We start from the raw sequence: 17,893 nt of genomic DNA, 5'->3' as shown, positions 1-17,893 counted from the left end.
GGTCATCGCGCAGCTCCGATGGGGGTAAGGGTGGCGCCGGTAACGGCGGCCCGATCGCCCACTTCCAGCCAGCCCGCACCGCCCGGGAATTCCCAGCGTGCCCGTGAAGCGCTAAGCATTTCCGCGCCACTGCCGGGACGGACGGGCGCGGCGTAACGGCCGTTGACGATTCGCACCGGCTCCGCGAAGTGCTCGTGCAGGTGGTCAACGTACTCGATCATGCGTCCTTCCTGGCTGCCGGTGATTGCGGCGTAGTCGAAGAAGGAAAAGTGCTGGACGAGTTCACACAGCCCGACGCCGCCTGCATGCGGACAGACGGGGACACCGAACTTTGCCGCGAGCAGCAGGTTCGCGATGTTCTCGTTGACCCCGCCCACGCGCGTCGAGTCGAGCTGCAGGACGTCGATGGCGCCAGCTTGCAGGAGCTGCTTGAAGACGATGCGACTGGCAACGGCCTCGCCGGTAGCAACGCGGACCGGGCCGACGCCCTTGCGGATGTCTGCATGGCCCAGGACGTCGTCAGTGCTGGTGGGTTCTTCGATCCAATAGGGATCGAATTCTGCGAGCTCGTTCACCCATTCGATCGCTTCGGATACTTCCCAGCGCTGGTTGGCGTCGATGGCTATGGGCAGGTTTCCCACGGCTTGGCGGGCCAGCGCCATGCGGCGGCGGTCATCTTCAATGCTGCCGCCGACCTTGAGCTTGATCATCGAGAAGCCCTCCGCAATGGCTTCCTTGCTGAGTCGGACCAGTTTTTCATCGCTGTAGCCCAGCCAGCCCGGCGAGGTGGTGTAGGCAGGGTAGCCGTCAGCTCTCAGAGCTGCGATGCGGGCTGCCTTGCCTTCTTCTCCGGCCCTCAGGATGTCCAGGGCCTGCTGCGGGTTCAGGGCGTCGCGGATGTGCGTGAAGTCGACGACGTCGACAATCTCCTCTGCCGGCATCTCGCTGAGCAGCAGCCAAAGGGGCTTGTTTTCCCGACGGGCGCGTATGTCCCACAGAGCGCTGACCAGGGCTCCGGCTGCCATCTGGGTAACGCCCTTTTCAGGCCCGAGCCAGCGCAACTGGGAGTCATGGATAAGCCGCTTGGAGGCGCTGCCGAGGTCGTAGATCAGCTCGTCGATGTCCCGGCCGAGCAGGAGCCGGGCGTAGGCATCGATGGCGTGGATGATGATGTCGTTGCCGCGCCCGCAGCTGAAGACAAAGCCGTGGCCTTCATCGCCGGCATCTGTACGGATAACGACATAAGCGGCGGAGTAGTCGGGGTCAACATTGACCGCGTCGGAACCGTCGAGTTCCAAGGACGTGGGGAAACGGACGTCCTGGGTTTTGACGGAGGTAATGGCAGGCATGGATCTCTTCTCTCGATGGATTCGGTAATGAAAAGCGATTCCTATATGAATTTCAGTAATCATATAGGACTTTCGATCCAGATCAAGCCCTGAGGTTTGATGCCATAAAAAAGCCCCGGCCTTTGGAAGGCCGGGGCTTGGAGTCAACGCACTATGTGTTTGCGCGGTTGGTCGCTTGGCGCGAGGGGAGAGAGTTCGGGATGCCCTTCGAAAGCCCGGGCAAATCGTTCAAACGAGTTTCGGATATGGTCCGCCATGGCCGCTTCCGCCTGATCCGGTTCACAGGCCCTGATTGCTTCGCGAATGGCCGAATGCTCCGTCACGGTGATGGCGCCGTCCACGTCGGCGGGATACAGCCGGAAGGTGTGGAGATGGCAGTGGGTCTGAGCAAAGGCATGGCGCACCACCGGGTTTCCGGCCGAGGCCAGGATCGTGTCATGGAAGCGTGTGTCATGGGCTACAAGATCCTGGCGCAGGTCATCGCTGGATTTCATGATGGCCTGGAATGCCGAGAGTTCCTTCTTAAGTGCGGAGGCCGGGTTGGCGAGGCGGTCCGCGGCAGCTGAGCGTGCGGCCCAGGGCTCCACCAGGAGGCGAAACTCGAAAAGCGACCTGAGTTCTGAAAGGCTCAGCAGCGGTGTGGTGCTGTAACCCCGCCCGGGGTTGTAAACCACCAGGTTGTCCCCTTCGAGGCGCTGAAGGGCTTCGCGGACCGGGGTCTGCGAGACTCCAAGGCTGCGGGAGACTGCGTCGATATTGATGCGTGCCCCAGGTTGCAGTTCGCCCTCGAGAATCGACGCCCGCATGGCGGCGTAAACGTCACTGACGGCTGCCTTGCCCTTGGATGCGTCGGACGCCTTACGTGGTGGCACGCGGTTACCTCATTGGTTCTGCTCGGGATGTTGCTTGTGGGAATCATAAGCCACCTGGCCCTGCAGCATCGCTTAGGGACATTTTTGGAAGGGGGTTGATCTGATTCATTGTTTCTATATGATTGGTTTGATTCCTATACGATTTTGGCGCTGCAAAAGGCGTCTTCCTGCCCTCTGGTGCCTTATGCACCCCGAAGCCATGTTCACGTCGAAGGAGACCACATGACTGCGCTCGGAAGTAAACTTGCCCCTGCCTCCAATCCAAAAAATCCCCGCGTGATGACCCGCATGCGGTGGGTGATCATCTGGCTCGCCTTTGTCGGCTTGAGCATCAACTACCTTGACCGTTCCAGCCTGAGCGTCGCGCTGCCCTTCATGGGCAAGGACTTCGAGCTCTCGGCAACCCAGCAGGGCCTCATCTTTGCCGCCTTTTTCTGGGCCTACGACTTCTGCCAGCTCGCTGCAGGCTGGTATGTGGACAAAGTAGGCCCTCGCAGGTCCTTCGCCCTGGCCGCCCTCTGGTGGTCCGTTTTCACCATGCTCACAGCGGCGGCGCGCGGCTTCTGGTCCCTGTTCGCGGCGCGATTCCTACTTGGCGTTGGGGAGAGCCCCGCGCCGAGCACGGCTGCAAAGGTGGTTGCCACCTGGTTCCCGGTTCGTGAGCGTGCCTTCGCCACAAGCATTTGGGACTCCGGATCACGGGTTGGAGCCGTAATCGCGCTGCCAATCGTCACCTTGATTGTCGCCGTCACGTCATGGCATGCGGTGTTCATTATTATCGGGCTCGCTGGCGTCATCTGGGCGGCGGTCTGGTGGAAGGTGTACCGCAGCCCCCAGGAGCATCCCCGCGCCAATGCTGCGGAAGTTGCCTACATCGAAGAGGGTGGCGCCCGCAACGAGGCCAGCGATGAGGCCGGCGCAGCAAAGTTGCCGTGGCGCTCGCTGTTTAAGTACCGCACAATCCTCAGCATGATGTTCGGCTTCTTCTGCCTGAATAGCGCTATCTACTTCTTCATCACGTTCTTTCCCAGCTACCTTGTGAAGGAGCGCGGGTTCGACCTTCTCAAGCTCGGCTTCTTCGGCGCAATCCCTGGAATCTGCGCCGTACTCATGGGCTGGCTCGGCGGCTACCTCGCGGACCGTGCCGTGCAGCGCGGTGCTTCCGTGACTAAAGTCCGGAAGACAGTCATTGCGGGAGGCCTGATCGGCGGCTCTGTGATCATGTTCGCGGCCCTGGTTCCGGAAGCGTGGATGGCCCTGGCCCTCCTCTCCGTTGCCTACTCGAGCCTGACCGTTGCTGCCACCGGCATCTGGTCCCTTCCGGCGGACGTTGCACCCAGTTCCCGACACGTCGGTTCCATCGGCGGCCTGCAGAATTTCGCGTCGAACCTTGCCGGTATCTTCACACCCATTCTGATCGGAGTGCTCGTGGATCAGACGGGATCCTTCATTGCACCACTCGCGGTGATCGGGGTGGTTTCGCTGATCGGGGCGGCAAACTACCTCTTTGTCATGGGCAAGATCGAGCCCCTGAAGGTCAAGGAGCCGCTGGCGGCCTAAGGGGTCCTGGCCATCCCGCGTCGTCAAGTGCTCCTAACCGCCCTGATGGATCCCCAAAAGGGCGGTTAGGAGCATTCGACGTTTTAGGACCCGGCCCTAAACCGCGTCCAGGTCCGTTTCCAGCAGGGTGACCAAGGCATCCAAGGCGACCTCCGCACCGTCGCCCTCGGCTCGGAGCAGGACTACATCGCCCTTGGCGGCGCCGAGCGTCATCAGCGACAGGATGCTCCCGGCGTCGAGGGCGTCCTCTGCCGGCATTCCTTCCATGGCGATCGTCACGTCAACCGGGGCGTCTCCCGCTGCGTCGGCGAAAATGGCGGCAGGACGGGCATGTAGTCCGGAGCGGCTGGCGATGGTGGCGGTGCGTTCGGGCATAGGTTCTCCTTGCGGTAAAGCTTCAGTTCAAAAAGGGACAGGTGGCTTGAGCTCGGGTTCAGAGCCCGAGCTCCTCGAGGACGGGCAGCTTGGCGCGGACCCAGGCGCGTGCGTCGACGGCGTCGGGCGCGCTGAGGGCTAGTTGCGCCAGTTCGCGGGCCTGTTCCAGGGCCACGGTGCGCAGGACGGCCCCGACGGCGGCAAGCGAGCGAGCCGTCATGGACAGCGTGGACACGCCGAGGCCCACGAGGACGACGGCGAGCGCGGGGTCCGCGGCGGCCTCGCCACACACCCCCACTGGCTTATTATTGCCCTCCTCGGCCGAGCCGGCGACGGTTAGCTGAACGAGGCGAAGGACGGCCGGTTGCCACGGTGAGTTCAGGGCGGCGAGCGGTCCGAGTTGGCGATCGGCGGCCATGGCGTACTGGGTGAGGTCGTTGGTTCCGAGGGAGGCGAAGCCGACATGCCGGAGCACGGCGGCCGCCGTCAGAGCGGCGGAGGGAACCTCGACCATGACACCTGGGGTTTTAATGCCTTTCGCGGCACACAGCGTGGCGAAATGCGCGGCCTCCGCCGGGGTGGAAATCATCGGCGCCATGACCCAGACGTCGGCCTCGGATTCGGAGGCCGCCTGCGCGATGGCTTCGAGCTGGCGCTCCAGGACTCCGGGAGTAGTGAAGTCGGTGCGGTAGCCGCGTACGCCCAGGGCGGGATTTGATTCGGTGGCGTCGGTGAGGAAGGGCAGCGGCTTGTCGGCCCCGGCGTCGAGGGTCCGGAGGACCACCTTCTTGCCCGGGAAGGCGTCAAAGACTCCCTTGTACGCCGCGGCCTGCTCCTCCACGGTGGGTTCGGTGTCCCGCTCGAGGAAGCAGAATTCGGTGCGGAAGAGTCCCACGCCCTGCGCGCCCAGGGCTGCGGCGGCCGCTGCATCCTTCGCGCCGCCCACGTTGGCGAGCAGCGGCACCGGGTGTCCGTCCGCCGTCGTGCCGTTTCCGTCAAAGACTGCCAGTGTGGCTGCGTTGTCCGCCCAGGCGGAAGCGGCAGCACGCTGCTCCTCGGATGGTTCGATAGCAATGGTTCCTGCGGCGCCGTCGACATAGGCCTCAATGCTTTCAGGCAGTTCGTCCACGCCATGGGCGGCGACGACGGCGGGCAGCCCCAGGGACCGGGCGATGATCGCCGTGTGCGACTGCGGTCCGCCGCCCGAGGTTACAAGGGCCAGGACCTTGTCGGGGTCGAGGGTTGCGGTGTCCGCCGGTGCCAGGTCTTCGGCCACCAGGATGAAGGGGGTCTCCGACGCCGGGATCCCCGGGGCAGGCACGCCGCGCAGGGCCGCGACGATCCTGGCACGCACGTCCAGGACATCCGTGGCACGCTCTGCCATATAGCCGCCAAGGTTGTGCAGCATCTCGGAGACCGATGCTCCCGCGTCCCAGATCGCCCGCTCCGCCGAGGAACCGGCGTTGATGAGCTTGACTGCCGATTTCAGGAGCATGGTGTCCCTGGCCATGAGGGCCGTGGCTTCCAGTACCGCCTTGCCGTCGCCGGAGGCGGTATCTGCGCGGGACTTCAGCTCATCATGGACGGCCTGGGCGGCGGCCTTGAGATCGCGGGCTGCGTCCTCGGGTGCTGTTCCCGAGGCAAGTCGTTCACCCGACGGCGGTTCTGCCACCGGCTTGGGCATCTGGCGGATGGTTCCAATAACTCGTCCGGGGCTGACGCCCACACCTGTGAAGTTCTGCACTGAAGGTCCTCGTTCTGCTGTTGTTGGATCCGAGGGCGGCGGCACCCACGGATTCGAGACATCTGCGGCTCTGGAAAAATTCTTCTGTGATCCAGTTCATATAGCAACGCTATAGGTGCTAGGGTAGCGGTTATGAGTTTGGATGACCAGCTTCCGCCGAAAACCCGGCTGCTGCGCGCTGCAGCCGAGTTGCTGGCCAATTCGGAGGGGGCTGCGGTTTCAACACGCCAGATCACCAAGCTTGCCGGGGTGACGGCGCCTACGCTTTACCACCACTTTGGCGACAAGGAGGGGCTGTTCGACGCCGTCGTGGCAGCCGGCTTCGAGGAGTATGTGGCAGGGGAGCGTGACTTCGCTCCTTCCGGGGAACCCCTGGAGGACGTCCGGCGCATGTGGGACAACCACGTGCAGTTCGGTTTGACACAACCGCACCTTTACCTTGTGATGTTCGGCAATATCCGCCCGGAAAGCCGCCCCAGCATCGTGGCCGATGCCGAGGCGCTGATGGAGGAAATGCTGAACAAGGCGGCAGCAGCGGGGCAACTGAACGTGCCGCCGCGTGAAGCTGCCAGGAGCATCCTGGCCGCCAACGTCGGCGTCACCCTCATGTTGATCGCGGAGCCGGTGGAGGACCGGAATCTCGAACTTTCCACCATGACCCGGGATTCCATGATCTTCGCCGTGTCCACGGACAAGGCCCGTGGCGCCGCAGGCGACGACTCCGGCAAGTCGTCGGTCGTTGTTGCGGCAATCGCCCTGAATGCTGCCCTCCAGGCCTCGCATTCGGACCAACTCTCCAGCTCCGAGCTGAAGCTGTTCCTGGAATGGCTTCACCGGATCTCCGGCAGCTCCTGAACCTGCCCACTCGCTCTACGTCTACTGAACCCGCGCCGCCGCGGGACTCACGTTAGGAATTCTCATGGCAACAGAGACCGTTGCGAAACCCCGCACTAGCCTGCGCGTCGGTGTCCAGAAGTTCGGCACCTTCCTGTCCGGCATGATCATGCCCAACATTGGGGCATTCATCGCCTGGGGCCTCATCACCGCCCTGTTCATTGAAAAGGGCTGGCTGCCTGTTCCCGAGCTCGGTGGCTTCGGCACCAACGCCGCCGGTGAGCCCAACGTGGGCCTCGTTGGCCCCATGATTACGTACCTCTTGCCGCTCCTCATTGGCTACACCGGCGGCAAAATGGTCTACGACGTCCGAGGCGGCGTCGTGGGGGCCATTGGAACCATGGGCGTGATTGTGGGCGCCGGTATTCCGATGTTCATCGGCGCCATGATCATGGGTCCCCTCGGTGGCTGGACGATGAAGAAGCTCGATGCGATCTGGCACGGGAAGATCCGGCCCGGATTCGAAATGCTGGTGAACAATTTCTCGGCTGGCATCTGGGGTGCCCTGCTGGCCATGCTTGGCTTCTATGGCATTTCCCCTCTGGTGCAGGCGTTCAGCCAGGCCGCCGGCAATGTGGTCCAGTTCCTCGTCAACAACGGCCTGCTGCCCCTGACCTCCCTGCTCATCGAGCCGGCCAAGGTCCTTTTCCTCAACAACGCCATCAACCACGGCGTGCTGACGCCCCTGGGTGTCCAGCAGTCGCTGGAGCAGGGCAAGTCCATCCTGTTCCTGCTTGAGGCCAACCCTGGCCCCGGCCTGGGCATCCTTCTGGCATACCTGTTCTTTGGACGCGGTGCCGCGAAGGCTTCGGCTCCCGGCGCAGCGATCATTCACTTCTTCGGTGGCATCCACGAGATCTACTTCCCGTATGTCCTCATGCGGCCGCTGTTGATCGTCGCCGCAATTGCGGGTGGCATGACAGGTATCGCGACCCTGGCCATCACCAACTCCGGCCTCGTGGCTCCGGCCGCGCCAGGGTCCATCATCGCCGTCATCGCCCAGACTTCCCGTGACAGCTACCTCGGCGTCGCGCTCTCGGTGGTGCTTGCGGCCACCGTTTCCTTCCTGGTTGCCTCGGTGATCCTGCGTACCTCGCGAAGCCGCGTTACCGAGGATGACCTCACTGTCGCCACCAGCCGTATGGAGGAGATGAAGGGCAAGAAGAGCTCGGTTGCGTCCGCGCTGGTGGGCTCCGACAGCTCCACCGTCCTGACCCGTCCCATCGAGAACATCGTGTTCGCGTGCGACGCCGGCATGGGCTCCAGCGCGATGGGCGCCTCAGTGCTCCGCAACAAGATCAAGGCCGCGGGATACCCGCAGGTCAACGTCACCAATTCGGCCATCGCCAACCTGAAGGATACGTACGACATCGTGGTGTCCCATCAAGATCTCACCGAGCGTGCGGAGGCTGCGACGGCAAGTGCTTTGCATGTACCTGTCGACAACTTCATGAACAGCCCCCGCTACGACGAAATCGTGGAGATGGTCAAGGCCAGCCACTCGCACGCCGACGCTGGCGGACCTGAGGCCAGTTCCGCCGTCGGGACCGCCCAAGCCCCGGCACCCCCCGCCGGAGTCGCTGCCGCTGCTGCCGCAGCAGGCGGTGCACCCGCAGCCGCCGGGACCACCGCCGTCGGGAGCAAGGAAGTACTCCACCGCGACAGCATTGTCCTCAACGGAACTGCCAGGGACCGCGACTCGGCCATCGATGAAGCCGGGCAGCTGCTGCTGGACCGCGGCGCCGTCGATGTCACCTATGTGCATGCCATGCATGAGCGCGAGGAATCAGTTTCCACGTACATGGGCAGCTACCTCGCCATCCCGCACGGCACCAACGCCGCCAAGGACCACATCATGCACTCTGCGGTCTCGATCGTGCGCTACCCCGAGGGCATCGACTGGGGCGGCAAGCAGGTCAAGTTCGTGGTTGGCGTGGCGGGGGTCAATAACGAGCACCTCCACATCCTGTCCTCCATCGCCAAGATCTTCACCGACAAGGCACAGGTGGCACAGCTCGAGCAGGCCACTTCGGTGGACGAAGTCCTGGATCTGTTCGGAAAGGTCAACGCATAGTGAAGGCAGTTCATTTTGGTGCCGGCAACATTGGCCGGGGATTCGTTGGGCTGCTGCTGCACGAAGCAGGATATGAGGTTGTCTTCGCCGACGTTGCGGACGCCCTCATCTCCCAGCTCTCCACCGCGGGCAGCTACAACGTCCACGAGGTCGGCGAGCAGCCGCAGGTCAAGACGGTGGACAACTTCCGGGCGCTAAACTCCGCCACACAGGAGGACAGCGTTGTGGAAGAGATTTCGACGGCGGACGTGGTCACCACCGCGGTGGGGCCGCACATCCTGAAGTTCGTGGCCCCCGTCATCGCGCGGGGGCTGGCCGGCCGCGCTCCGGAACTGCCGCCCCTGCAGGTCATGGCCTGTGAGAACGCCATTAACGCCAGCGATCTACTGCACCTGGAAATCCGCGCCGCCTGGGACGGAGCAGCGGGCGACCTGGACGCCGTCGCGGTATTCGCCAACACTGCCGTGGACAGGATCGTCCCCAACCAGGAGCCCGGCAAGGGGCTGGACGTCACGGTGGAGACGTTCTTCGAGTGGGTCATCGACCGCACGCCGTTCGGCGACTACGTTCCGGTGATTCCGGGGGCGACATTCGTGGACGAGCTTGAGCCGTACATTGAGCGGAAGCTGTTCACGGTCAACACGGGGCACGCCTCTGCCGCCTACTTCGGTTACGCGGCAGGGTTGGAGAAGATCTCCGACGCCATGGCGGATCCCGGCGTCGCGGCCAAAGTGCGGGCGGTCCTGGACGAGACCACGCAGCTACTGGTCGCCAAGCACGGCTTCGCGGAGTCGGAGCAGGAAGCCTACGTGCAGAAGATCCTGGCGCGCTTCACCAACCCTCACCTTCCGGACACGGTGAACCGGGTGGGTCGCGCACCGCTTCGAAAGCTCAGCCGGCACGAGCGCTTTATCGGCCCCGCCGCCGAACTGGCCGAACGCGGCATCACTCCCGTCGCCTTGCTGGACGCCGTTTCGGCTGCGCTCAGGTTCGACGACGGAGCTGACGACGAAGCGGTGGAGCTCGCCCAGGTCCTGGGCGAGTCCGGTCCCGCCGAGGCCACGGAACGCATCACCGGCCTGTCGGAGACCCACCCCCTCTTCCCGGCGGTTCACAAGCTAATAGAGGCCCGCCAGGCAGAGGTATAGCGCATCTCATTTGAAGAGGCCAGATGAAGGACCCTCCTCCACATCGAGTGGAGGAGGGTCCTTCGCGTGGCGGCGGGAGGTGAGAGAGCGTCGCTTCTGGGAGCCGGAATTTGTGGCAGTCTGGTGCCATGAGCCATGCAATTCCGGGAGAAACTCCACTGCTCACCCTCGAACTGGAACAGGGCCTCTTCACGCTGCGGAAAGCCAAGTGGGAAGACCTTCCAGGCATTCTGCGGCTTCTCTCCGAGGATCAGTTGCGCGGCGCACGCGAGAACGCAGACGACGTCGGACCCTACCTCGAGGCGTTTCGGATGATCAATGAGGATCCGGCGCACCTGCTGGTGGTGGGCTACCTGAATGGACAGTGCGTGGCAACCTTCCAGATAAGCATCATTCCCGGCCTGGCACGTCGGGGATCGCTGCGCTGCCAGCTTGAGGCTGTGCGTGTGGCGGCCCAGCTCAGGGACCACGGCGTGGGCGCGGCCATGATGAAGTGGGCCATCGACGAGGCTAGATCCCGCGGCTGTACATTGGTTCAGCTCACCACCGACAAGGAGCGCAAGGACGCGCAGCGTTTCTACGAAAGACTTGGATTTGTGGCCAGCCACGAGGGTATGAAGCTGCTGCTTTAGCGCAAGCCTGGCAAAACGATTTGCCGCCCGCACGTCTCCAGGACCATCTGAGGGGACCAATTGGCCATTCTCCGTCTCCCTGACACTCATGTGCTTTGCGCTGGTGATCGCCCTGGCCGTCGCCCTGCTGCTGAGCCTCTCCACCTTCCGCCGGGGGCTCAACGGGCGGGTGGACCGGACATCCGGAAGGGGTTGTCGTATGTGGTCCACCATGCAGGCCGGGGTGATTATGCTCATGCTGCTCGCCGTCGTGCTGGGGGTCGGGGGCCAGCACTGCCCGCCGGCTTTTGCTGGGCCCGGCGCTGCGGGCCAAGGCAGTTCCGACGCCGGTACCGTCCACAGTGAGCGTGCGCGGCGCCTGGGAGTGGGCAAGGGCCGCATCATGCTGCGTTACGTGCTTCCCGCCGTTTTCCCCCAGATCTTCCGGCATGCGATGCTACGGCTGCCGGGAGTCGCACTGGCCCTGGCGGCCCTTGGATTCCTTGGCCTCGGGCCACAGCCGCCCCATCCAGACTGGGGATTGATCCTTGCCGAGGGGATGCCCTACGTCGAGCGCTCACCGCTGGTGGTCCTCGTCGCGGCGTTCGCACTGGTGCTGCTTTCGGTGCTGGCGGTTTCCATATCCAGCGTGACGGTGCACGTCCGTCGCGGCCGACCGGTCCGCCGTCGGGCTCGCCAAACAGGCTAGGTGTGGTCATAGTGACAGCAGACGCCCGCGTTCTCATGGAACGCGGGCGTCTGCCGTTGTGTCGGCGCTGGATGCGGCGCCGGGCCTGTAAGCGCTACAGCGCGGCCGGTTCCTTGGCTTCGGTTGTGTCCTTGGCCTCCGCTGCGTCCGTAACGATGGATCCCTTGGGGACGAACAGGGTCTCGGCCTGTTCGAGCGACATGCCGTTGGTCTCCGGAACCTTGAACTTGACGAAGAAGAAGGACGCCGCCGCGAACAGCGCGTACATGGCATAAGTCAGTGGCAGCGAGCCCGCCGCCATGACCGGGAAGCTCAGGGTGATGGCGAAGTTGGCAATCCATTGGGCGGCCGCCGCCAGTCCAAGGGCCCTGGCGCGGATCCGGGAGGGGAAGATCTCGCCGAGGAGGACCCAGACCAGCGGACCCCAGGACGCGCCGAAGCTGATGACGAAGACGTTGGCGGCCACCAGCGCGGCCGGACCCCAGGCTCCAGGCAGGGAGATCTCCGCGCCGGTCCCGGCGGCGGAGGCAAAGGCCAGCGCCATGGCGCCCAGGGAAGCCGCCATGCCGATGGAGCCCGCGAGCAGGATGGGGCGGCGTCCGATCCGGTCCACCAGGGCGATGGCCACGAGGGTCACGAGGATGTTGGTGATGGACGTTGCCACGGAGATGGCCAGTGAGTCCTGTTCCTGGAAGCCCACGGCCTTCCAGAGGGTGGTGGAGTAATAGAAGATCACGTTGATGCCGACGAACTGCTGCAGGACAGAGAGGATGATGCCTATCCACACGACGGCCTGGAGGCCGAAGGTCTTGCCGCGAAGGGAGCCCTTCCGAGTGGAGAGCTGGTCCTGCTCGATGGTTTCGCGGATTTCGCGGATGTGCCGCTCGATGTCGCCGCCGGGAATGATGGTGGTGAAGATCTTCCGGGCGAGCTCTTCCTTGCCGTTCAGGACCAGGAAATGGGGGGACTCGGGAAGCCGGAAAGCGATCCAGCCGTAGACAGCCGCCGGAAGGGCGCAGGCTATGAACATCCAGCGCCACGCTTCAATACCCAGCCAGTACGCCTGGTCGGCCCCGCCCGCCGAGGTGGCCAGGACGGCGTCGGACAAGAGGGCGGCGAAGATACCCGTGGTGATGGCCAGCTGCTGCAGTGAGGCAAGGCGTCCCCGAACCTGCCTCGGCGAGATCTCCGAGATGTAAGCGGGCGCTATCACAGAGGCGAGCCCGATGCCGAGGCCGCCCACCAGCCGCCAGAAGATCAGGTCCCAGACGCCGAACGCGAGCCCGGTCCCTACGGCGCTGACCAGGAAGAGTACAGCGCCCAGTTTCATCGCGGGAATGCGCCCGTAGCGGTCGGCTACCTTGCCCGCGAGGTAGGCTCCGGCTGCGCAGCCAAGGAGGGCGACGGCGACGGCGAAGCCAGTCACCGCTTCGCTCATCAGGAATTCGTCCTTCATCGCGTCAACGGCACCGTTGACCACCGAGGAATCGAATCCGAAGAGGAAACCTCCAACTGCTCCCGCAACGGCAAGGCCAACAACCTTGCGCGAGACGCCTGTGGGGCTGTCGGTGCTGGAAATGGACATGGGTCTCCCTTGCGGAAATTGGGTGGGTTTGTGCGATGCGGACGTCGTCGGCTGCGGAACCGACAGGGGCGCCGGTGCACTCGCGGTAAACAGTGTGGCACGTCACCTGTGCGAACTTCCAGTTAACAGGAACCATGACATGCATTCACAGCATTAACGCAGTTTCCGCAGCTCTCTGCGTCGGGCTGGGGCTTGTAGGAGCGAAACAGCAGGGTGGATGACCAAAAGCACGGGCTGACCTGCAGAAACATGCTGCCTCGGGACGTTCCAACTTGCGTTCAAGAGTTGACGCTTTGAGAGCAGTCCCGGCTGCGCAATTCTTTGCGGGAAGCGGCGAAATGAAGCTCCTACGGACGGGGAAAGCTACGGCAGGCAGCCTGGGAGACTGCCTGCCGTGACGCTTATCCTGCTCGGAACCTAGTGGGCGGCCACCGTCTCCTTGGGGGCAGCGGCGACGGGATCCGTAAGCTTCTTCCTGGGCAACGCAAAGCTGATCAGGAACGCGACGCCGGTCAGCACGGCAGCGGTGAGCATTACGGCGTCGATTGACTGGGCGAAACCCTCCGTGATGGGCCGCGTCAGGGTGCTGTTGGCCTGGTGCAGCCAGCTAGTGTCGTTGAGGGAGTCGTTCGTGGCGCCGTTCCTGAAGAAGTCGAAGAGCTTGGCGTTTGCGGGATCGGCGGCGACAGCCGGATCTCCCATGACGGCCAGGTAGTCCGCGTTACCCATCGCCTTCTTCATGCCTTCGCCAATCCGGTCGGCCGCCATGCTGAACAGCATGGAAATAAAGACAGCCGTGCCTACCGCGCCGCCCATAGAGCGGAAGAAAGCAGCCGAGGACGTGCCAACGCCCATGTCCTTCTGCGGGACGGACACCTGCATGGCCAGGGTGAGAGGCTGCATGCAGAAGCCCAGGCCCAGGCCGAAGAACACTGTGATCGCGCCCGGCACCCAGAGCCCGGTGTCCACGCCCAGGGTGAAGCCCATGACGACGGCGGCCGCCGTCAGGATCGCGGTGCCGAGGATGGGGAAGATGCGGTAAACGCCCGACGCCGAGATGGTGCGGCCGGCAGTAATGGAACCGGTCAGAATGCCCACGGTAAACGTGATCATCATGAGGCCGGCCTCGGTGGGAGTGAGTCCCTTGACCAGCTGCAGGTACATGGGCAGCATTGCGATGGCCCCGAACATGCCGATGCCGATGATGAAGTTCAGCAACGAGGAGAGTCCGAAAGTGGCGTTGCGGAACAGCCGGAGGGGAATGAGAGCGTAGTCGCCTGCGCGCTTCTCTGCCAGCAGGAAGGCCACAATGCCGATCACCCCGAGCCCGTAGCAAAGCCACGCACTTCCGGAGGTCCAGCCCCAGAGGCGGCCCTGTTCGGCGACCAGCAGCAGCGGCACGATCGCGAGGGTGATCGCCGCGGCTCCCCAGTAGTCGATCTTCTGTTTCACGTGCCGGGCGGGGAGGTGGAGGTACACGAACACCACGGCCAGTGCGGCCAGGCCGATGGGCAGGTTGATGAAGAACACCCAGCGCCAGCCGTCGAACCCCAGGATGTTGGCCGAGCCGGCGAACGCGCCGCCAACCACGGGTCCCAGAACGGAGGAAATGCCGAAGACGGACATGAAGTAGCCCTGGTATTTCGCCCGGTCCTTCAGTGCCACAATGTCACCGATGATGGTCAGCGCCAGTGCCAGGAGGCCACCTGCTCCCAGGCCCTGGACTCCGCGGGCCAGGGCGAGCTCGGTCATGGAATGCACGGAACCCGCGTACAGGGAGCCCGCCAGGAAGATCACGATCGCCGCGAGGTACAGCGGACGGCGGCCGAAGATGTCGCTGAGCTTGCCGTATAGCGGCGTGCTCACGGTGGACGTAATGAGGTAGGCAGTGGTTGCCCAAGCCTGGAGCGACAGGCCGTCGAGGTCGTTGGCGATGGTGTAAATGGACGTGGACACGATGGTCTGGTCCAGCGAGGACAGGAACATGCCCAGCATGAGGCCGACCATGACGGTCAAGGTTTGCCGGTGGGTGAGGGGTTCGCCGGGTGCCCGTACGGGGGTGGTTTTGGACATTGCGGCTCCAAGGAAGAAAAAGGGGATCAAGCGTGATAGTTGCTTTCAGTAACTATCCTACGCGATCCCCTATTCCCCAAGCGCGAAAGTTCTTTCTGTAGGAAACTCCTAGCGTTCTACCAGGACGCCGTCCGGGTCGCAGTAAATCATGGCTCCCGGCCGGATTCGCACGCCGTCGATCTCTACATCCACGTCCACTTCTCCGCTGCCGGTCTTGCCGCTCTTCCTGGGATTGCTGCCCAATGCCTTCACTCCAAGCGGCAGTCCGCTCAGTGCCACCCTGTCCCTGACTGCCCCATTGATGACGACGCCGGCCCAGCCGTTCTGCACGGCGCTTTCGGCGATCATGTCCCCCATCAAAGCTGTGCGCAAGGATCCCTCGCCGTCCACTACCAACACGGCACCTTTACCGGGGGTGCCAAGGACCGTCTTCACGAGGGCGTTGTCCTCAAGGCACTTGACCGTCCGGACAGGGCCGCTGAAGTGGCTGTTCCCACCCAGGTCATTGAACTGTACAGCGACGGATTCCAGTTCCTCGCCGCGCTCGTCGTAGAGATCGGCTGTATTGATCTGCTCGGTCATAGTCCCGCTCCTTTACCCTGCTGCCCAGTACTGTGTGCTGCCACGATAACCTGCTGCCGGCACTACGGCTCCCCAGCTACTCGCTCCTGCCCCCGCTTATCCACATACAGAAGTTTCTCTCGCTCTGATGGACGGACCCCGCGATAGGCTGAATTGGGAAGGGTCCGGTTCCGGGATCCAAAGGGGGAACGCGTCATGAGCCTGTCCGACCTTCCGGGTGGAGTCCCGGATCCCATGGTCACACACCGGGGAACGACGGCGGCGCTCGCCGAACCGGTGGACCGTGCCCGGACGCTGTGGATCACTGGCGTCGTCTTGGTAAACCTCGGCATCAATGCCGCCTTCTTCGGGCCCATCCAGGTCCTCCTCGGGCAGCAGGCCATCCACTTTGACGAAGGGCAGAAGGAGGCCATCCTGGCCCTCGTCACGGGAGCCGGTGCCGCAGTGTCGCTCGTGGCCAACCCGCTCTTTGGGGCCTTCAGCGACCGCACCACCAGCCGCTTCGGCCGACGCGTGCCGTGGGTGCTCATTGGCGCCCTCCTCGGTGCCGTGGCGCTTGTGGCGCTTGCGGGTGCTCCGAATGTGGCGGTAATGACAGTCCTTTGGTGCCTTGTCCAAGCAGGGTGCAATGGAGCGTACGCAGCCATCACGGCGGCCATCCCAGACCGCGTGCCGGTGGTGCAGCGCGGCACGGTTGGAGGCCTCGCCGCCATGGGCCAAACTATTGGCATCCTGGTCGGCGCGGTAATTGCCGCGGTTGTGGCGGGGAACTTCGCCCTTGGTTACCTGATCTGCGCAGCTGCACTGATCGCAGGAGTTGTCCTTTATCTCTTCAAGAACGACGACGAACCCTTGCCGCCGTCAGCACGGCCGCCCTTCAGTCTTGGCCGGTTCGCACGCGGGTTCTGGGTGTCTCCGCGCCGTTACCCGGACTTCGCGTGGGCATGGCTGACGCGGCTCCTGGTGAACATCGGCAACCATATGGTCACCCTGTACCTGCTGTTCTTCCTCCGGGATGCAGTCCAGCTCCAGACCACACAGGGGATCGAGCCGGAGTTCGGGGTGCTGATCCTTACCGGCCTGTATGCCGTGATGGTGATCGTGACCAGCGTTTTGGGTGGCTCACTCAGTGATCGCATGGGCAAGCGAAAGCCGCTGGTCATTGCCTCCTCGGTGATCATCGCCGTCGCGTCCCTGATCCTCGGATTCGCTCCTACCTGGACGGGTGCGCTCATCGGCGCGGCCGTCCTGGGCATTGGATTCGGGGCCTATCTTGCGGTGGACTTCGCGCTGATTACCCAGGTGCTTCCCACGGCCCTAGATCGCGGCCGCGATCTTGGCGTCATCAATGTCGCCAACTCGCTGCCGCAGGTCATAGCACCCGTCATCGCCTATCCATTCGTGACTTTGTGGGGCGGCTACATCTCCCTCTACGTGGCAGCGGCCGTCATCGGACTACTCGGCGCGGTTTTCGTCGTGAAGATCAAGGGCGTCGATTGAGGGCTGAGGCTCTGCCCCCTCACCGGCCTCCCAGGTGCTCCTGGGCTTCACAGGGTACTGACATGAGCCTGCCGTATCATTGACTCGTTCGGCTGGTCGGAAACAATGGGGACCACGGCCAGCGCTTCCCTGTACGCCTACGCAACAGAACGCCGGAAATGTCCGAACCGTATTCCTTGGAACCCTATTCCCTCAATCTTGCCAGTGGGCTGCCCCATATGGCCGCTGCCCCCACTTCACCGCGGCAGAAGCTGCGCTACACGCGCATCCTCAAGACGGCGGCAGGCTTTGCACAGCGGCACCTGGATACCTTGAGCCTTGCCGATGTCGCTGCCAAAGCCGATATTCCCTTGGGCACTCTCTATCGATATTTCCCGTCCACCACTCATCTCATGCTGGCGCTGCACCGGGAGCAGTTGAGGGAGCTTGAGGTGGGGATCTGGCCCGGCAGTGCCAGGGTACGCGCTCATGCCTTGACCGGCGTGGCGATGGAGATCTTCCATATGCGAGTCATGCAGCCCGCGGTCGAGCAGTCCCTGGTTCGCACTCCTTATGGCCGGGACGAGGATTCCACACAGTTGATGAGGGAGATTGATTCGTTGGCGGAGAAAGCGGTAGCCAAGGCTGCGGGAGAAGGCGTTAAACCCCGCGTCCTGCTCCACCTGATCACTGGTCTGGTCCAGTCAGTGCGCAACCGGCGTCTGTCCCTCTTTGAGGCCGAGGAAGACCTCAAAAAGGCCTGTGGACTCCTATCGAAGGCGTAGGGTCACGACGCAAGTGCGTAACTGGCCTAGTCCTCTGGAAGGTTTAAATCTTA

15 protein-coding genes are annotated in these 17,893 nt (G+C 63.5%); 8 read left to right on the top strand and 7 right to left on the bottom strand.

All coding sequences use genetic code 11. The features are described 5' to 3' along the window. Positions 1-2: 2 nt before the first annotated feature. Together J7E82_RS08240 and J7E82_RS08235 are read right to left on the bottom strand one after the other, a co-directional pair. Entirely contained in the window at positions 3-1,349 is a 1,347-nt protein-coding gene (locus tag J7E82_RS08240) for an enolase C-terminal domain-like protein (protein ID WP_214862140.1), read from the bottom strand. A 143-nt stretch (positions 1,350-1,492) separates the two neighbouring features. Next, a complete protein-coding gene (locus J7E82_RS08235; RefSeq protein WP_214862139.1) occupies positions 1,493-2,221 on the bottom strand; it encodes a GntR family transcriptional regulator in 729 nt (242 codons plus the stop codon). A 222-nt stretch (positions 2,222-2,443) separates the two neighbouring features. On the opposite strand from J7E82_RS08235, the gene J7E82_RS08230 reads away from it, so the two are divergent. Beyond that, positions 2,444-3,781 carry an MFS transporter gene (locus J7E82_RS08230; protein ID WP_214862138.1) on the top strand — a complete coding sequence of 446 codons (1,338 nt, stop codon included), beginning with the start codon at positions 2,444-2,446 and terminating at the stop codon, positions 3,779-3,781. Positions 3,782-3,877: 96 nt separating this feature from the next. Here the strand turns inward: J7E82_RS08230 and J7E82_RS08225 are convergent, their stop codons facing one another. Then, a complete protein-coding gene (locus tag J7E82_RS08225) occupies positions 3,878-4,156 on the bottom strand; it encodes an HPr family phosphocarrier protein (RefSeq protein WP_214862137.1) in 279 nt (92 codons plus the stop codon). Between the two features lie 58 nt (positions 4,157-4,214). After that, complete coding sequence (gene ptsP, locus J7E82_RS08220) at positions 4,215-5,900, bottom strand: phosphoenolpyruvate--protein phosphotransferase (protein WP_214862136.1); 1,686 nt, start codon at positions 5,898-5,900, stop codon at positions 4,215-4,217. A 132-nt stretch (positions 5,901-6,032) separates the two neighbouring features. Between ptsP and J7E82_RS08215 the strand changes: the two genes are divergently transcribed. The 5 genes from J7E82_RS08215 (at position 6,033) to J7E82_RS08195 (ending at position 11,336) form a co-directional block, all read left to right on the top strand. After that, positions 6,033-6,755 (top strand): TetR/AcrR family transcriptional regulator, encoded by a 723-nt coding sequence (locus tag J7E82_RS08215; RefSeq protein WP_214862135.1) that lies wholly within the window; start codon positions 6,033-6,035, stop codon positions 6,753-6,755. Positions 6,756-6,819: 64 nt separating this feature from the next. Then, positions 6,820-8,868, top strand: a complete 2,049-nt coding sequence (locus J7E82_RS08210) for a PTS mannitol transporter subunit IICBA (protein WP_214862134.1) — start codon at positions 6,820-6,822, stop codon at positions 8,866-8,868. Further along, positions 8,868-10,016: a mannitol-1-phosphate 5-dehydrogenase gene (locus tag J7E82_RS08205; RefSeq protein ID WP_214862133.1), complete on the top strand. Its 1,149-nt coding sequence runs from the start codon at positions 8,868-8,870 to the stop codon at positions 10,014-10,016. The genes J7E82_RS08210 and J7E82_RS08205 overlap by 1 nt, the downstream gene beginning before the upstream one ends. Before the next feature lie 128 nt (positions 10,017-10,144). Further along, positions 10,145-10,648 carry a GNAT family N-acetyltransferase gene (locus J7E82_RS08200; protein WP_214862132.1) on the top strand — a complete coding sequence of 168 codons (504 nt, stop codon included), beginning with the start codon at positions 10,145-10,147 and terminating at the stop codon, positions 10,646-10,648. 88 nt (positions 10,649-10,736) lie between these two features. Beyond that, positions 10,737-11,336, top strand: coding sequence for an ABC transporter permease subunit (locus J7E82_RS08195; RefSeq protein WP_214862131.1), 600 nt, complete (start codon positions 10,737-10,739; stop codon positions 11,334-11,336). 94 nt (positions 11,337-11,430) lie between these two features. Here the strand turns inward: J7E82_RS08195 and J7E82_RS08190 are convergent, their stop codons facing one another. The 3 genes from J7E82_RS08190 to rraA all read right to left on the bottom strand — a co-directional run bounded on the left by J7E82_RS08190 (position 11,431) and on the right by rraA (position 15,576). Beyond that, entirely contained in the window at positions 11,431-12,921 is a 1,491-nt protein-coding gene (locus J7E82_RS08190) for a sugar porter family MFS transporter (protein WP_214862130.1), read from the bottom strand. A 417-nt stretch (positions 12,922-13,338) separates the two neighbouring features. After that, complete coding sequence (locus J7E82_RS08185; RefSeq protein WP_214862129.1) at positions 13,339-14,994, bottom strand: MDR family MFS transporter; 1,656 nt, start codon at positions 14,992-14,994, stop codon at positions 13,339-13,341. A gap of 108 nt (positions 14,995-15,102) precedes the next feature. Next, positions 15,103-15,576: a ribonuclease E activity regulator RraA gene (gene rraA, locus J7E82_RS08180; RefSeq protein WP_214862128.1), complete on the bottom strand. Its 474-nt coding sequence runs from the start codon at positions 15,574-15,576 to the stop codon at positions 15,103-15,105. Positions 15,577-15,771: 195 nt separating this feature from the next. Here rraA and J7E82_RS08175 point away from each other — a divergent pair, with 195 nt between their 5' ends. Beyond that, entirely contained in the window at positions 15,772-17,076 is a 1,305-nt protein-coding gene (locus J7E82_RS08175) for an MFS transporter (protein ID WP_214862127.1), read from the top strand. 158 nt (positions 17,077-17,234) lie between these two features. Continuing rightward, the gene (locus J7E82_RS08170; protein WP_214862126.1) at positions 17,235-17,840 is read left to right on the top strand and encodes a TetR/AcrR family transcriptional regulator; all 606 of its coding nucleotides are present in this window, start codon (positions 17,235-17,237) and stop codon (positions 17,838-17,840) included. Positions 17,841-17,893: the final 53 nt, after the last annotated feature.

The organism is Arthrobacter sp. ISL-30, from assembly GCF_018613855.1.
Taxonomy (GTDB): domain Bacteria; phylum Actinomycetota; class Actinomycetes; order Actinomycetales; family Micrococcaceae; genus Arthrobacter.
Note: the sequence above shows the minus strand (reverse complement) of the source record. Positions and strands in the feature narration are given on the sequence as shown.